At 37.0% G+C, this 17483-nt stretch carries 12 protein-coding genes; 7 read left to right on the top strand and 5 right to left on the bottom strand.

Features of this window, described 5'->3' with window-relative positions; genetic code table 11:
- Positions 1–349 precede the first annotated feature (349 nt).
- The 3 genes from LI954_RS13445 to LI954_RS13435 form a co-directional block, all read right to left on the bottom strand.
- Complete coding sequence (locus tag LI954_RS13445; protein ID WP_202067473.1) at positions 350–1252, bottom strand: helix-turn-helix domain-containing protein; 903 nt, start codon at positions 1250–1252, stop codon at positions 350–352.
- Between the two features lie 1109 nt (positions 1253–2361).
- The gene (locus tag LI954_RS13440) at positions 2362–2700 is read right to left on the bottom strand and encodes a metal-sulfur cluster assembly factor (protein ID WP_229444717.1); all 339 of its coding nucleotides are present in this window, start codon (positions 2698–2700) and stop codon (positions 2362–2364) included.
- A gap of 96 nt (positions 2701–2796) precedes the next feature.
- Positions 2797–3363: an XRE family transcriptional regulator gene (locus LI954_RS13435; protein WP_202067475.1), complete on the bottom strand. Its 567-nt coding sequence runs from the start codon at positions 3361–3363 to the stop codon at positions 2797–2799.
- 209 nt (positions 3364–3572) lie between these two features.
- Here LI954_RS13435 and LI954_RS13430 point away from each other — a divergent pair, with 209 nt between their 5' ends.
- The 6 genes from LI954_RS13430 to LI954_RS13405 all read left to right on the top strand — a co-directional run bounded on the left by LI954_RS13430 (position 3573) and on the right by LI954_RS13405 (position 12544).
- A complete protein-coding gene (locus tag LI954_RS13430; protein ID WP_229444716.1) occupies positions 3573–4640 on the top strand; it encodes a dipeptide epimerase in 1068 nt (355 codons plus the stop codon).
- Between the two features lie 17 nt (positions 4641–4657).
- The gene (locus tag LI954_RS13425) at positions 4658–6100 is read left to right on the top strand and encodes a transglutaminase-like domain-containing protein (RefSeq protein ID WP_229444715.1); all 1443 of its coding nucleotides are present in this window, start codon (positions 4658–4660) and stop codon (positions 6098–6100) included.
- 18 nt (positions 6101–6118) lie between these two features.
- The gene (locus tag LI954_RS13420) at positions 6119–7780 is read left to right on the top strand and encodes a peptide ABC transporter substrate-binding protein (RefSeq protein WP_202067478.1); all 1662 of its coding nucleotides are present in this window, start codon (positions 6119–6121) and stop codon (positions 7778–7780) included.
- A 446-nt stretch (positions 7781–8226) separates the two neighbouring features.
- A complete protein-coding gene (locus tag LI954_RS13415; RefSeq protein ID WP_202067479.1) occupies positions 8227–9066 on the top strand; it encodes a PRD domain-containing protein in 840 nt (279 codons plus the stop codon).
- Positions 9067–9079: 13 nt separating this feature from the next.
- Positions 9080–11065 (top strand): N-acetylglucosamine-specific PTS transporter subunit IIBC, encoded by a 1986-nt coding sequence (nagE, locus tag LI954_RS13410; RefSeq protein WP_229444714.1) that lies wholly within the window; start codon positions 9080–9082, stop codon positions 11063–11065.
- A 603-nt stretch (positions 11066–11668) separates the two neighbouring features.
- On the top strand, positions 11669–12544 hold the full coding sequence (locus LI954_RS13405; RefSeq protein WP_229444713.1) for a PhzF family phenazine biosynthesis protein: 876 nt from the start codon (positions 11669–11671) through the stop codon (positions 12542–12544).
- A gap of 797 nt (positions 12545–13341) precedes the next feature.
- On the opposite strand, the gene mprF is transcribed toward LI954_RS13405, so the two are convergent.
- Together mprF and LI954_RS13395 are read right to left on the bottom strand one after the other, a co-directional pair.
- A complete protein-coding gene (gene mprF, locus LI954_RS13400) occupies positions 13342–15891 on the bottom strand; it encodes a bifunctional lysylphosphatidylglycerol flippase/synthetase MprF (protein WP_229444712.1) in 2550 nt (849 codons plus the stop codon).
- Between the two features lie 4 nt (positions 15892–15895).
- Positions 15896–16618: an alpha/beta fold hydrolase gene (locus LI954_RS13395; protein WP_229444711.1), complete on the bottom strand. Its 723-nt coding sequence runs from the start codon at positions 16616–16618 to the stop codon at positions 15896–15898.
- Positions 16619–16790: 172 nt separating this feature from the next.
- On the opposite strand from LI954_RS13395, the gene LI954_RS13390 reads away from it, so the two are divergent.
- Entirely contained in the window at positions 16791–17396 is a 606-nt protein-coding gene (locus tag LI954_RS13390; RefSeq protein ID WP_229444710.1) for a lysozyme family protein, read from the top strand.
- Positions 17397–17483: the final 87 nt, after the last annotated feature.

Below are 17483 nucleotides of genomic sequence, written 5' to 3'. Positions count from 1 at the left end.
GTTATTCTTAAGCTATTTGGAAATGGATTTCTTTGACAGAGAGAAATTGATTAGAGATTACTGAAATCAGAAAAACTAAGAAAATGTTGCATTATGGAATACAAGGGAAGAGAAACTGCCTAATAATTGTTTTTTGGTTATATGGAAGAAAGAGGACTGTGACATAAGTATATCTGAGCCCCCTAAAGCCGAATAAACAGTGTTCCAGTCTTTGTATGATTCGAGCATTCGAAGAAGGCCCCTCCATTCTTCGAGGATCAAAACGAAGTCCTTCAATTCTTAGCAGCTCTGCCGTTTGGAAATTGGTGAGATCGAAACAAACACTCATGAGTGTTTGTCACAACCTCTTTTATTTTATATGTGTAGGCGGGGTATCAGGATGTCTTTTTTTATAGGTGAAATCCTTGATTTCCTGTATTGTTCTTTCCGCCTGACCAATATTACCAATTTCTTTTAATGTGTTGATATAATTATTCAGCTTATTTGCATAGTCTATATCACCTGTTTCAAGGAAAAGGATCAGATTTTTCAGATAATTAACCTCTAACTGGGCTTTCATATTATCCTGATTTTTAATGAGATTATCAGCAATCTTTATATATTTGAGTGCTGCTTTAAGGTTATTCTCATGCAGATATATTGTTATCAAGTTAGGAATAGCAGTATAGGCATACTTCAATGTTATTGGATCGCGCTTATCTTGATCTTTAATAGGATAGGCTTTCTCTATCAGTGCTTCTCTCTGAACTGGCGGAAGCAGATAAATCATATTGGACAATAATGTATAGTCATATTGCAGAAAATAGGTTTTATTTGAAAGTAGTGCGAATACTTGCTGTTTGTCCTCTTCAGTTATTGTTTCTATTTCAGGCCAGAACTGATGAAAGTACACTTTGATTGATATGTAATTTGATAATTCCAGCACATTTTTCATTTTTCTTGCAGACAACTTATTGTAATAATCCAATATTTTATTTTTTTTTACTGGATTTTCTATATCTGCAGAGGCTGCATAATAATCAGCTCTGAAGTCTTTCTGAAGTTTATCTAAGTTACTATATGAGATAAATTCATAGATGTTTATATCTGCATTATCAAGAATTTCCACAAGCTCATCAATCTTTATAGTCCTGCTGTCACTTTCTATTCTGGAATAAGTGGAAGGATTTTTGGATGATGGCATCATCTCTTTTTGCATAAGATTCAGAGATGTTCTAAAAAATCTTAGCGTATCACCAATGTTCAGCTTCATATTAACCCTACTTTCCTTCTTTTATTATAGTATGCAATAATATTGAAAATAGAAAATATTTATCTTAATGTTTATTATATCATTACCAATTATGTTCATTTTTTTAATTGCTCCCTTTATTTTAAAGTCATAATATGTTATATTTAAGTTACTTGATGGAAGGAGGGAGAAAAGTATATGGTATCTTTAGCAGTGTTAGCAGGCTTATCAACCATTATTGGTTTAGGCATAATAGTTGGTCCCTAGTTATCTAAATCAGACAACCAATTATTCCTCAGTCTGTTTTAATTGATAGGGAGAATCATACCTATTTTACAGTTCGAATGTTTCCTATGAAAAATTAAGAAATATATTCTATTGATTAATTTGGATTTCTGAAAAAAATTATAACAGCTCAATTGTTTTTTATCGACAATGTTGCTCTAGTTAAAGAATTGGCCGGTCAATACAAAGCTAATGGGAATCAATTGGGAATAAGCTGGAAATGTTTTTTGCGTAATCAGCTCTTGTCAAAGAGTAAAAAACGTAATGATTATTGTGCAGCAAAAGTTGCTGGGAATAAACGAGGTCGTGACAAAACACTTCATGCGACGAGTAAGCGCAGGAATAAAGCTCTTCGTGTAAGAATTGAAGAATATTGTTCCGATTCTCGAAGCATGGAGGGGTCTTGGAACACCGTTTGCTTGGTTTTAAGGGTTCTGGACATACTAATGTCACAACCTCGTTTATTGGTTTTTAAATTAATACATTTTCAAATACCCAGTTGACTTATAAATAAGCAGGCAAGGAGTTGCTTAAGAAGTACTTTATTTGAATTTACCCCAAACTTTAGAAACTAATACAGAAAATTATTGAACTAACAGTAATTCGAAATGTATTTTATTTGTTTAGAAAATAGCTTCTATAACTACTGATATAACAGGGGTTTTAGTGGGAAATAGGTAAATTCAAAGTACTTTACTATTGATGTTTACAGACATTTCATGTAAGTAAAAGCTGGGGAATAGCTTGTTGGAATATCAACTAAGCTGCTTTATTTTTATATCTGATTGCTGTGAAGTCAAAAAAAGAGTTGCAGAAAAACTCAGCAACTCTTGGAAAAGCAGAAACTATCTAATCCCCAATGCAATTCGTGCATAACGGGACATTTTATCTGTTGTCCAGGCAGGATACCACACAAGTTTTACTTCAACGTTCTTAACTTCGGGAATGTCAGCTACCGCCTGATGAATCTGTTCAGTTAAGATATCAGCCAACGGACAGCCCATTGTTGTTAATGTCATCTTTACGACTGTATCGCCTTCTGGATTAAAATCTATCTCATAAATTAAACCTAAATTTACAATATCAATACCTAATTCAGGGTCAATCACTGTTTCAAGCGCTGTTAAAATTTCTTCTTTGATCTCTTCAATTTCTGCTTCAGACCATTCTTTTGCTTCGCTCATTGTTTTTTCGACTCCTTTATTATCAGCTATCGTATATAATACCTTTTTTTACTCATTTTGTAAATGGAGAATCTTCAAGAGCTTTTTGAGACTTCATTAAAACTGCAAAGTAAAGAGAAGCAGCTCATCTTCCGTTTCATTCATGATGTTATGCTTTGTAAATGCACCCAGAAAAATTGTATCTCCCACATTTAATTGATGCTGTTCACCTTCAAGAAAAATTGTCGCCTTTCCTTTTATCACATGGTTAATTTCACTCAGATTATGAGAAATCATCTGCCCGCTGGAAGAAGAGTGGGCATCAATGTAAATTTTTGAAATGACCATATTTTCAGTATGTACCGGCAGATTAAACAGCGTATCATAATACGTTGAGTTTGACTGCCAGGGAGAGTAAAGAGTTTCACTGGAATTACGAATAATTCTATATTCATACTTCATTTTTTCCATCGATTGATTCACTGTTGGTGCTTCGTTTGCCATTAGGGAGGCAACAGATACATCCAGCGCCTCTGCTATTTTTCGCAGTGCCTCCAAAGAAGGACGATTCACCCCTCGTTCAATCTGTGAAAGAAAGCTGGCAGAGTAGCCGGTTTTATCACCCAGTTCAGTTAAAGTAATCTTTTTTGATTTCCGCAAATCTTTTATCTTTCTAAATTCCATGAGTCGTTTCCACTCCTAAACTTCAATTTCTTCGCAAGAATATTATCTCTAATATCATTCAAAAAGACAAGAAATAAAAAAATGATGAGTGAATTTACAGAATATTCTAATATTCGTATTGACTTTTGTTAAAAAAAGATTAGAATTGTAACTGTAAATTCAAAAAACGGTTCAATTTTAACTATTAGATAATAAAAGGAGTGCCTTGGATGAAAATAACAGAAATAAAGGTGACAAAAAAAGCAGTTGAGCTAAAAGAGCCTGTAACGATTTCTTTGGGGACCGTCACAGAATCTATCAGTGCTGTGATTGAAATAGAGACTGATGAAGGGATAATTGGTTATGGTGAAGGTTCTCCCGGTATTTTGATCACAGGGGAAACACTGGATGGAACGACAGAATGCATAAAAATGTTCTCTCAGCAGTTGATAGGAACTGATCCGACTGATATAGAAAAAGTTCATTCGATTATGAATAAAATCGCTGCACATGCACCTTCAGCAAAAGCCGCAATTGATCTGGCCTGCTATGATTTGCTTGGAAAAAAAACAAGCATGCCGGTCTATAAACTGGTTGGGGGATATGACTCTGCTGTGGAAACAGATATGACAGTTGGTATAAATTCACCTGAAATAATGAGTAAGAACGCGAAAAGAGCAGTTTCACAAGGATTTAGTGTTTTAAAGGTAAAAGTAGGAACAGGAATGACGTCAGATATCCAAAGAATAAAAGCGATCCGAGAAGCAGTTGGCAATCAGATTAAGCTGAGATTGGATGCAAATCAGGCATGGGGAGCGAAAGAGGCTCTTCAAATGATAGAAAAGCTGTCGGAATATAATATAGAATTGATTGAGCAGCCTGTGAAATATCATGATATTGAAGGACTTGCTTATGTGAGAACACACTCTCCTGTCCCGATAATGTCTGATGAAAGCTGCTTTAATGCGGTAGAAGCATTAAGGCTTATCGAAAAAAGGGCAGTCGATATCGTTAATATTAAATTAATGAAATGCGGCGGAATTTATGAAGCGTTAAAAATTGTAAATATTTGTGAAGCAGCTGGAATTGAATGTATGATCGGCTGTATGATCGAGGAAAGTAATATTGGTGTAACTGCTGCTGCTCATTTGGCTGCCGGCAAGAAGAACATTACTAGAGCAGATCTGGATGCCTCTTTTGCATTACGCGAGACAGAGCTTACGGGTGGGGTTCCGCTGGAGCCTACACCATCAATTGTTCTGGATAATGTTCCTGGTTTAGGACTAAGAAGAAAATAAAGGAAGGTGTTTGAACGATGCCATTGGATTTAAGCTATTTGAGTATACCGTTGCCGGAAGAAGTCGTTCGGATAAAGCAGTATGGTGATTTTCAGGGAGCAGCAAAAGTAATTGACCATTTGCTGGAACGTAAAATCCCGTTTGCGCTAAAAAAACGTCTTGAAATTGAAAAAGAAATCATAAAAATGATCGGAATTAATGAATATCCGTTCTCAGTTAACGAAGCAATTCACCAAATGAGGGAAGCCTTTGAGCAGTTTGAATCGAAAGAATTAGACCAGCTTATGGAAGAATCTCTGGTGGACTGGATTTATATAGGCGGGGAGCCTCATTTTCAAAGACGTTTCCTATTGAATCTGGTAAAGACACAGCCGGCATATGCTGAGCGGTTAATAAAAAAAGAAGACAGCGAAACAGATCAACTCCGAAAAATCGAATTAACTGAAAATATTCGATTAATGAAAGAAAATGGGCATCGAAAAGTAAAGATTCATATTCGTTCATCTATCAAAATAAAAAAAGAACATGAACGAATTGGCGAGCAGGTAAAAGTTCATCTACCTGTTCCCAGAAATGCTCAACAAATTTCAGAAATAAAAATTTTAAAACATTCTGAAGCAGATAAGGTGACAACATCACCGGAAGACAGCTATCAGCGTACTGTTTGTTTTGAAACTAGACTGAAAGAGAATGAAGAATTCTTTGTTGAATATGAGTATGTTAATGAAGTGCACTATATTGAATTGGATGCATTGAAAGCAGAGAAAGCAAAAGAAGAAATGTCTGATTTAGAAGAGCAGCTTCCTCACATTCGCTTTACTCCTTATCTTCAGTCTATTCTTGACGAAGTGCTTGATGGAGAAACAAATGCTGTTATTCAAGCAAGAAAGATTTATGATTTTATTACGACCAATGTAAAATATTCCTTTATGAGAGAATATTTTACGATTGATAATATTTCAGAATATGCAGCAGTCAATTTAAAAGGAGACTGCGGGGTTCAGGCGATTCTGTTTATTACTCTTTGTCGAATGGCGGGGATTCCTGCTAAATGGCAATCAGGTCTCTATGTTTCACAGTATTATACTGGCTGCCATGACTGGGCACAGTTTTATGTGGAGCCTTATGGTTGGATTTTTGCAGATCTTTCATTTGGAGGGGGCGCTTACGCTGCAGGGGATATTGAACGGTGGAATTATTACTTTGGTAACCTCGACATTTTCAGGATGCCGGCAAATGATCGTATTCAAGAAGAGTTTATACCTGCTAAATTGCATGTCAGAGCAGATCCAATCGATAATCAGCGAGGAGAATGGGAATATGGGGATCAGGGAATCCCATATGCTTATTTAGAGGTTAAACAGGAACTTATTTCAATGAAGGAAATCTGGGGAGAAGGGGAACAAAAGGAATTATTCAGAAAAAGTCAATTGGATGATTCAGCAGAAAAAGTTCTGTAAAAAGAAAGGGTGGAACGTATGAAAATCGGGATAAAAAAAACGGCAGCAGTCGCTTTGTCAGCAATACTGATGCTGACAGCTTGCAGTACCGGAGGAAGGAAAACAACAGAGGATTCAGGGACAGAACAGACAGAGAAAACTTCCAGTAAAGTTCTTAATTTAATGGAAAGCTCAGAAATCAGTTCAATGGATACTATTTTTTCTCAGGATGAGCCTAGTATCGTTGCACAGTCCAATGTATTTGAAGGGCTGTATCAATTAGATGAAAATGATAGCGTGATTCCGGCAGTAGCGAAGGAAATGCCAGAAATTTCTGAAGACGGAAAGACATACAAGATTAAATTACGTGAAGATGTAAAATGGTCTAATGGAGACCCTGTTACTGCACATGATTTTGTTTTTGCATGGAAGAAAATGGCGGATCCGAAAAATCAGGCAAATTACTTTTTCCTGATGGATGGAACTATTGAAAATGGAACGGCTATTGTAAATGAAGAAAAAGAGGCAGATGAGCTGGGCGTGACTGCTGTTGGAGATTATGAGCTTGAAGTGAAATTGGAAAAGCCTGTTCCTTACTTCACCTCCTTACTGGCATTTTCACCATTTTATCCGCAAAATCAGGAATTTGTAGAAGAAAAAGGGAAAGATTATGGAACTTCGAGTGAAAACATTCTTTCCAATGGACCTTTCCTTATGGAAAATTGGGATCAATCTTCTATGTCTTGGGATCTTGTTAAAAATGAACATTATTATGATGCAGACAGTGTGAAGTCTGAAACAATTCATTTTGAAGTATTGAAAGAAACCAACACTATTTTTAATTTGTATGAATCAGGTGATTTAGATGTCGCTGTACTTTCTGGAGATTTTGCAAAGCAAAATAATGATAATCCTGATTATCAAGCAATAGAACGCTCGAAAGTATACTCTTTAAGAATGAACCAGTTAAGAAATGGCGAGCCATCTATTTTCGCTAATGAAAATGTACGCAAAGCTATTGCTTATGCTATTGATAAAAAAGGATTGGTTGAAAATATTCTGGCAGATGGTTCAAAAGAAATCTATGGCTACATCCCAAAAGATTTTGTCTTTAATCCTGAAACCGGTGAAGACTTTAGAGAAGAGGCCGGCGAATTAGTTGTAACAGATACGAAAAAAGCAAATGAATATCTGAAGAAAGCAGAAGAAGAGCTAAATGGTGAAGTGAAGATTGAACTTCTTTCAAGGGATGGCGATGGAGATAAAAAGGTTGCTGAATTTATCCAGGCTCAGCTGGAAGAAAGCTTGCCGGGATTAAAAGTTGAAGTGAAAACAGTCCCATTAAACAATGCGATTGAATTGATGAAAAAAGGGGATTATGAACTTTCTGTCAGCATGTGGGGACCAGATTATCAGGACCCTATGACTTTTCTTGAAAATTCAACGACAGGAAACACCAGCAACTATTCAAGCGAAACCTATGATCAGCTGATCGATGATGTAGTGAATAAATATGGGAATGATCTAGAAAAACGCTGGGAAACATTAATCAAGGCTGAAAAAGTACTGGTAGAGGAAGATGCAGCATTAATTCCGCTTTATCAGCAGGCACGAGCTCAGTTGGTTCGTCCAGGCGTACAGGGTATCCAATATCATAATTTTGGTCCTACTTGTATCTATAAATATGCTTATATCGAATAAGTTTTCATTCGTTGTAATAGACACTCAATTATGCGCGCTAATCATTTATTACCCCCAAAAATAATAAATGATGTATTGAAAAGAGGTCGGGATTTTATTTCTGTCCCGCTCTCTTTTCATGTCATCGATACTTTTGTATAAAAGGAAAGCAGTACAGCAAAAAAGATTACATGCGATCAGTTGATTGAGTAAATCAGATAGGTATTGGAAAATTAGTTTGTGAAAAAAAGTAGTTATTTTTTTAAAGTTTTTGGTTGACAAATGGTCTATATCTTTGTAAAATATCAATGTTAACAAGTTGAATAGCGTTTTCATGTGACTGGATAATACTAGGCATGGAAGAATTTCTATGTAATATGCTTTTTCATATTACCGTGGGATTTTTCTATGCTTTTTTGTTGCAGCGTTGAAACATTCAACCAACTTCTGCAGAAGAGGAAATGAGTATGAAGATCAAAAAAGTACTGAATCAAAATGCTGTTCTTGTCCTTGACGAAGGACAGGAGAAAGTCGCAGTCGGTAAGGGAGTAGGCTTCAATAAAAAGAAGAATGATCTGCTGCATGCTCATCAGGTGGAACGAATGTTCATTATGGAGCCTGAAGGGCAGAAAAAACTGCAGGTTTTACTCTCCCAAATCGATGAAAAATATTTTTTTGCTACGGAAGAAATCATTAACTACGCTGAAAATATTCTTGGAGAAAAACTGAATGCACATATTAACATTAGTTTAAGCGATCATATCGCTTTTGCTGCAGAAAATATTCAGAATAATATCATTGTTCGAAATAAATTACTGAACGAAATAGAGATATTGTACAGTGAGGAATTTGCCATTGCTCAATGGGCTGTGGACTATCTCACGCAAACTCTGGGGTTGCCGTTTAGCTATGACGAAGCTGGTTATATCACTATTCACATTCACAGTGCTCGCAGCGGACGAACGGACAACAGTAAAAGTATCCGTGAAGTCACTATTGTTTCAGAAATTATTCGATTAATTGAGCAGGAACTGGATATTGATATTTACGATGAGAAAATGAGCTTAAGTTATTCTCGTTTAGCCAATCATCTTCGGCTGTTTATACACCGTTTTGAGCAGAATCATTATGCCGTGTTGGATGATGATATTTTAGAGGTTGTTCGAAAAAAATATGCAGAGAGCTATGAGATTTCCAAAAAGATTCAAGTATTGTTAATGAAAGATTTCCACTATCAGGTCCCTAACGAAGAATTAGGATACCTGGCGATTCACATTGAACGATTACGAATGATAAAAGAAAAGTAGAGGAGTTTTGACTATGAAAGCATATATGCAAAAAATGGGCCGCTCATTAATGCTGCCGGTTGCGACATTACCTGTTGCAGCATTATTCATGGGAATTGGTTACTGGATTGATCCAAGCGGATGGGGAGGCAATAATCTGCTTGCTGCGTTCCTGATAAAAGCAGGAAGCACAATTTTGGATAATTTGGGTATTTTATTTGCAGTTGGATTAGCACTGGGAATGTCAAAAGATAAAGATGGATCTGCTGCATTAAGCGGACTGGTTGCCTTCCTTGTTCCTATGACACTGATTAATTCAGCATCTGTGGCTATGTTTCAAGGGATAGATGTAGAAAATGTTAATATTGCTTTTTCTGCCATCAATAATAAAAATGTCTTTATCGGTATTCTTTCCGGATTAGTTGCTGCTGCAATGTATAATCGTTTCAGCAATGTGAAGCTGCCAATGGCACTTTCGTTTTTCAGCGGAAAACGACTAGTCCCAATCGTCACAGCGGCAGTGATGCTGGTTCTTTCAGCAGGGCTGATTTTTGTTTGGCCGCCGGTCTACACTGGATTGGTTTCATTTGGAGAAGCTATTTCAGGAATGGGCCCAATTGGTGCCGGTCTATACGGTTTCTTCAATCGTTTGCTGATTCCGACTGGGTTACACCATGCATTGAATAATGTGTTCTGGTTTAACATTGCAGGAATCGACGATATTGGTAAATTCTGGGCAAGTGAAGGGGTTAAGGGTGTAACTGGTATGTATCAGGCCGGTTTCTTCCCTGTAATGATGTTTGGACTGCCGGCAGGAGCTTTGGCAATTTATCAGTGTGCCCGTCCTGAAAAGAAAAAAGCGACAGCTTCCTTAATGATGGCAGCAGCATTTGCTTCATTTTTTACCGGAGTAACTGAACCTTTGGAATTTGCATTCATGTTTGTTGCATGGCCATTATATGTGGTACACGCTATTTTAACGGGTATTTCAATGTTTGTTGCGGCTGCATTCCAATGGACTGCCGGTTTTAACTTCAGTGCTGGTCTGATCGACTTTGTTCTGAGCTTAAGAGTTCCTATTGCTAATCAACCATACATGCTATTACTGTTGGGCTTAGTTATGTCTGTCATTTATTATTTTACATTCATGTTTGTTATTAAGAAATTCAATTTGATGACTCCAGGGCGTGAAGAAGGTGATGGCGAAGAAACACCTGATTTAGATCTATCAGGCGACAGCAAATTTACTTCGATGGCACGCAGAATTTATGAAGGGTTAGGCGCTCAGGGAAATGTAACTTCTATAGACAATTGTACGACTCGCCTGCGTTTGACTGTAAAAGATACCGGGCTTGTTGATCAGGCGAAAATCAAATCAACAGGTGTTCCTGGGCTGAAAGTAATTGACAGCAGCAATATTCAAGTTATTGTTGGAACTGAAGTTCAGTTTGTGGCAGATGAGATGACGAAGCTGCACCATTCAGGCGGAATCTCAGAGAATCCAGTTGAGGAAACTGTAAAAAAGCCTGAATCAGCACCTGAAAAGACAGCAGTTTCTGGTGAAAAAACTGATATTTATGCTGTTGCTGATGGGAAAGTAATCCCAATTTCAGAAGTTCATGATGATGTATTCTCAGCTAAAATGATGGGGGACGGCTATGCAGTTCTGCCAGAGAATGGAGAAGTCACTGCACCAGTATCTGGAAAGATTACCACCATTTTCCCTACGAAGCATGCAGTCGGTATTTTAACTGATACAGGAATAGAGGTCCTTCTGCATATGGGTGTTGATACAGTTGAATTGAAAGGTGAACCATTTACACTTCATATTTCAGCCGGTCAGACTGTGAAACAGGGAGATAAGATTGCAACGATTGATCTTTCCGCTCTGGAACAAGCCGGTAAGAAATCTGATCTGATTGTTGTATTTACGAATCAGGATATTATAACTGCCTATGAGCTTGCAAAATCCGGACAGATGGTTTCTGCAAATGAAGTTGTAGGAAATGTCACTGTTTAATTGAAGAATACAAGACCAGCCTTAAAATGAACATTTAAGTTCATTTTAAGGCTGGTTTTTGATTTCCCTTTAATCATTTTGAACAGTAACGAGCAAAACTGTTGTTAAAAAATAGAAGTTTCCCGTAAGCATAGAATTGATAATGTTCAAATAACAGATAGTAAATAAAACAAGATCAAGAAATTTTTGTTTTAGATAGATTTTAATTTTATTTGTATGAAAAACCGCTTGATGTTGAGCTGATTTACTCTGCTGCTGTCGAACAAGATACAACATTCTCTATTATTATGAAGGTAGCTGGACAGTAGGACCTGACAATGTGATAGAAATTAAGGAATAGAGAAAAATCAATTTTTAGAAAAAAGAAGAAGAGGCTGTGCGTTGAAAGTGTGTCTTTTTATTAAATTACTCAAAAATATTTTAGGAGAAATAAGAATCTCCAGCTCCATTTAAATTTTGTTGACGATAAAAATATTATGTAAACAATAAATATTGGACAACCTTTCTATATGAGAGGAGAACAGCAATGCTTTGAAACAAAGAGAATCGATCCTTTCTGTATTTTTCTATGCTATAATCTTTCAAAAAGGGAGAGATACAGTTATGGAATGTATGGTGAACCAAATAGATGCTTTTACCAGCGAACCGGGGCAGGGGAATCCGGCTGGTGTTATTTTGAATGGTGATGATTACTCAGAGGAGCAAATGCAAAACATTGCTGCGGAAGTGGGGTTTAATGAGTGTGTATTTGTCTGTGCGAGTAACGAAGCGGATATAAAACTTCGCTATTTCACTCCAGGTCACGAGACACCTTTATGTGGTCATGCAACTGTTGGGGCGATATATTTACTTTCTCAGCCAATGGCAAAAGATCAAGAATGGAAAATTGAAACAGGTGCTGGAATTTTGAATGTATTGTATCAGAAGGAGACTCAAAGTATAACGATGGAGCAATCTGCAGCAACCTTCATTCCATTTGAAGGTGATCCTGAGAGGATCGCTCAAATTTTAGGAATTCAAATGACTGATTTAGCTGAAGGGCTGCCTTTGACATATGGAAATACAGGATCATGGACATTTATTGTTCCTGTAAAAAATGAAGCTGTTTTAGACAAAATGACGCCTCTGGAAAAAGAATTTCCAAAAATTTTATCTGAAATGCCCCGATCTTCCATTCATCCGTTTGCATTTGTAGAAGGAGAAGAAGATGTGTATTCGGCACGACATTTTTCCTCTCCTTTTTCTGGGACTACAGAAGATTCTGTAACTGGAACAGCTTCAGGAGTAATGGCGGCTTATCTTTTAAATCACCGATACTCTGAAGAAGCAGAGAAGCAAATTTTCATTCGTCAGGGAAAGCATGTTGGACGAGAAGGTGAGCTGACTGTTTTAGCCAAAAAATCAGAGGATGGCCATCATAACGTATCAATCACAGGTACGGCTTGTAAAAATAAAACTTTTTCTGTGAGAATTAACTAAGCTGTCCTTTAGAAGAGGAATGCTGGCAAAGGAACGCGATTCATGAAATGAGTAGCTGTGGATTGATACACTTACGCTGTGATCACATCAACTTCTATGCATGAAATATGCTGGAGTTGAAGGGCTTGGAACTTTTCCTATTTTTGAGAGTGTTCAGCTTGTTTCTGAGATGCTGCCTGCAATTAATTTTCTCCTTTTAATGCGTATTGCCAATTCATTGAATTATACAGCTATCTCTTTGTATATGGAATAAATTTATCCCCGTCAGAGCTTTGCATACTCTCGTCTCTTGTTGTTCCTGTACCAGTGGGAAATCCTTGTATCTACAAGTCTCACTACAACTACACTACACTACACTTCGTTTTGATCTCATCAATTTCTAAACGGCAGAGCCGCTAAGAATTGAAGGACTTCGTTTCGATCTCAACAATTCTAAATGGCAAAGCCATTAAGAATTGAAGGATCTTGTTCGATTCTCGATACAAATGTGTTTACTTGGAAAAGCGTTGGCAACTTGGTACAGTTTAGTTTATACAAGTATCAGTTCTACTTTGCCGCTTCTGCAGTTCTCAGGTTGCTGCAATCCTTCGAAGAAGTGTTCATATACCTTGAACTACTGGTTCTCCTTGTAATAGTAGCAGAATGGTATGTGAAAAGACAATCTCGTGACTACGTAGACCTTCAATCTTAAATAGGAGATAACTAACTGTAGAGGTATATAAAAACTGGAACACCGTTTATTCGGTTTTAGGAGGCTGCGACTACTAATGTCATGCTTCCTTCTTTTATTCAAAAGATTAGTGGCTTTTCTTTTCTCTAACAGGTGCGTTATCAATTATTAGCAAAGCAATCATTGCATAGAGAAGTGAACTCTTTCGAGAGTAAAGCGTATACCGAGGGCTCCATTCAGATGCAAACTTGTCTTTATAGGCTTTTAGTCCCTGAAAGGAGTAAAAAGTTGAACCAAATTCGTAAACCAGAAATGCGATTCGTTCTTGAAAAAAGCTTTTTTTGGATGTACCAACATTGGCCAGCGGAGCCATTCCCATATTGAAAACGGAGACTCCGTTTTCTTTCATGTAATTAAAGATGGAGATGAAAAGAAAATCCATTACACCCGGCGGAGCCTCCTTTTTATAACGCATAAGATCGATTGTGCCTTCCTCTTTTGTGTATGTAGGCATAATATTAGCGAATGCAAGAATTTCATTTCGTTGGTTTTTAACTATTGCAATTTCTGACATCTGTAAATATTCTTCCGAGAAAAAACCTAGTGAGAAACCTTTTTCTTTTCGATTTCCCAACCATTCATTTGAAATGAGTCTTAATTCATGCATTACTTCTGGCAAGTAAGGAGGGGAGAGTATTTCAAATGTATACTTTTCTTTTTCAAACCTATTCATAATTGCTCGGTCCCCGCGTCTCTTTTTACCGGATAAAGTGAAATCCCCCAGCGAAACATATGCTTCTTCACCCATCTTGATAAAATCATAACCGAACGAATGAAGAGTCAGAACAATGGGTGCCGATACTTCGTAAAACACTGGCAGGTAGCCCCAGCAGTCGCATTCTTGGATGAATTCTGCGATTGCAGATGCAAAATCTTCCTTTTTTCCCGAAGGATCTCCCATTACGATACATTTGTCATTTAATGTTTTAAACTGTAAAAAAACAGTTGAAATTCCGGTGTTGTCTGTATAAACATACATATTTTTGTCGTTAAGAAAAACCAGTTGGCTGTTCGCATTTCCGCCGAAGTGATTCAATATATTTTTCGCATTCTCAATGTTTAAAGGCTCGCCCATAATTCGCTGTTCACCTTTCAGATAACGAATAAAGAGAAAGGTAAATAAGGCAATGAGAATAATAGCAAGTAATCCGGAAAACCAGATTTTTTCTGAAGGGAACAAAAAGAATGAGATAAAATGTTTTTTGTGATGAGGAAAACTTGGAAGATTATAAACCCCAATAATAATATAAAGCAACGTTAAAACAGTAAAAATAATTCCATCCACTGTTATCATTTCCCATGAGTATACCAGCTGTTTGCGATATAGCTCATTTTTTGAAAAAATGACAAAAATCAACAGTAGTATAAGAAGGATAAGTACTCCTAGATTAAAATTTTTTACACTTGAATAAGCCAGTGTGATTGAAATCAGCCCAATCGCAGGAGCATATGCCCGTCCTACTTGGGCAGCAATCCCTCGTCCCATAATAACCAAGGCAAATCCTAAAAGAAGAGTCGGAAACTGAGTGAATAAGTGTGAAGACCAAGGATTCAGCCTGCTTAACCAGTGTATTTGGTTGAATGCTTCTGGAACAGTAGCAGAGAGGACAACCATGATACCTGAGAAGTACATTAAAAAAACTAATAACTTATGGCTGATTTCTCTAGAAAGCTCTGTAGGGATTCCCGAAAAACGTTCGTTTAAATTTTTTCCCAAGTTTTTTATCAGGAGAAAAATGCCAATGGAAAAGGGAACAATATAGTAGAACAGTCGAAACAGCAGCAGCCAGACGATGACCGTTTCTCTTGGAATTCCCAGTGAAGGCAGGCCTAAAATGATCATCACATCAAAGCTTCCCAGCCCACCAGGGATCATGGAACTCATTCCCATGATTGAAGCTGCAACGTAAAGAGGAATGACTTGTAAAGGATGGAAGGAAGCATTCATTAAAATACCAATCAGAAGAAAGAAGCTGAGCACACCTGTCCATTCCAAAAAAGAAATTAAAATTAACTGCAGTCTTGCAGAAATGGAAATATTTCCAATGTAGTGGTCCTTTTTTATACTTGTTATTAAGAGAACCAGCGGAAAATATAAACTTCCTATAATGAGCCAAATCAAATATTGCTGTAGGTACAGATTTTGTTTTCCAAAAAAAACAAGTAAAAAAGAAAGAAAGCTCCAAATGGACAAGCCGGATAACAAAAAAATAACAATTTTAGATAATGATTGAGCAACTTTCTTGCCGGAGTTTTTTTTCCTGAAAAAAGCCGTTCGCAACCCAATATTGATAATACCGCCGAATCCAGCAATATTGTTGATGGAATTAATCATCCAGCTGGTTTCCAGCAAATAGGAAGGTTTCATTTTATTCTGCAGCATGCGGTTGAGCGTAATATCATAACCAAACATTGGAATAACTGCTGCTAATCCGACAATCAGCATGATAACAATTTTCCAGACTGGAATAGACTGAAAGATTTCTTCCAGCTGGTTGAATGAGATGGTTTTGCTGATGCTCAGCAACTCTCCTGCAACGATGATTAAAACAGAGAAAATAAAGAGTGTCTTAAGAAGAGCAGCTTGCTTTTTTACCCGCATTACAATTTTTTTCATATCATCACCTGTTCTCCAATAAGAATGTTAGAATATTTTGATTAAAAAGCAGAGGATTTTTTTTTGCAAATAGATGTCCCTGACCGGAGACAAGCACAAAAGAGGAATCTGGTATTTCTTCTGCGATGTAGAGTGAGTGGCTGAGCTTGATAATATCTTGTTTTCCGACGATGACCAGCGTCTTTGCAGAAATGTGCTGCAGGTCCTCTGTAGTAATACCTGTATCTTTTAGCATCAATTTTGTTCGCTCCTTGTACTGCTTCCATTTTTGACTGAAAAGTCCCAGAAAGGAATAAAATGAACACTCGGCATGTATTCCCAGTTGTGTAAGAAAAGAAAGACCTTCACTACTGGTGTTTCCGGCATTCAGAATTAATTTATTTACTTTATTTGGATACTTTGAGGCAAAAACCATTGCAGCATTTGCCCCATCGCTAAAACCTAGAATATTCAGAAAGTGAATCTTTTCTTTTACTGTGATAAGATAAATATCATCAGAAAGTAAGTCGAATGAAAAAAACTTTTGAGTGTTCGTGGATTTTCCGTGACCACGAAAATCGATGGTATACACTTTAAAATATTGGCTGAAAACGGGAACCTGCTGCTTAAAGTAATCGCTGCTCCCTCCATTTCCGTGGAGAAGAAACAAAGGGAAACCGGAACCGCTGACCTCATAGAAAATTTTACTGCCGTCAGGAGTTAAAATGGATTTCTTTTCAATTGTCATGTTATCATCACCTATCATTGCCAGTATAGTCTGTTCCTGAGGAATTTAAAAATAATAAGCCAGAAACTAATTAGTTTTTTTTAAAGAATCATCTTTCAAGGAGCTATTTATAAAAGAGTAAAGTATGATAGATAATATTTCTCTTATGTTTGGAGGACTTAATTTATAGAATATGAAAATCATAAAAAAATTGGGTGTTTTTTTCTTACTGCTGATAACGATCACAGTCATTCTTTTAGGCTATAAGATTCGAGAAAACGTGCAGCAGGTTGCACAGTATGAGGAACAGGTTGAACTTGCAGCTGAACAAATGGGGATTCCAGAATATAAGCAGTTGATTTTGGCCATAATCTATACAGAGTCAAAAGGCCGCTCTGTTGATTTGATGCAAAGCAGTGAAAGTGTCTACGGCCAGCAGTCAGTAATTGATAATCCAGAGGAAAGCATTGAATACGGCGTGAAATTTCTTGCTGAAGCCATTCAACAAAATAGAGAGGCGGGAAATGATTTATGGACCGCTGTCCAGGCTTATAATTATGGTTTGGAATACATTCGATTTGTAAAGGAACGCGGAGGTAAGAATACAATGGCTTTATCTGAAGAGTATTCAAGGGAATTTCTATCGCCTTTACTAGGAAATGAAAATGAAGAAACCTATCGCTACTATCGTTTGCAGTCAATTATTCACAACGGTGGATTTCTTTATAGGAATGGCGGCAACATGTTTTATGCAGATATTGTTAAAATGAATCAAAACTTTATCCACTGGTTCAGCTGACCAGTGGAGCAGGTATTATAGAACGAATGTTGTTCACAAAAAGAATCAGCTCATTTAAATTCTAAAGAATAAATCCTCAAGGATTAT

Source organism: Enterococcus sp. CWB-B31, assembly GCF_020567645.1.
In the GTDB taxonomy this organism is placed as follows: domain Bacteria; phylum Bacillota; class Bacilli; order Lactobacillales; family Enterococcaceae; genus Enterococcus_L.
The sequence above is the reverse complement of the archived record's forward strand: the minus strand, read 5'-3'. Positions and strand labels throughout refer to the sequence as shown.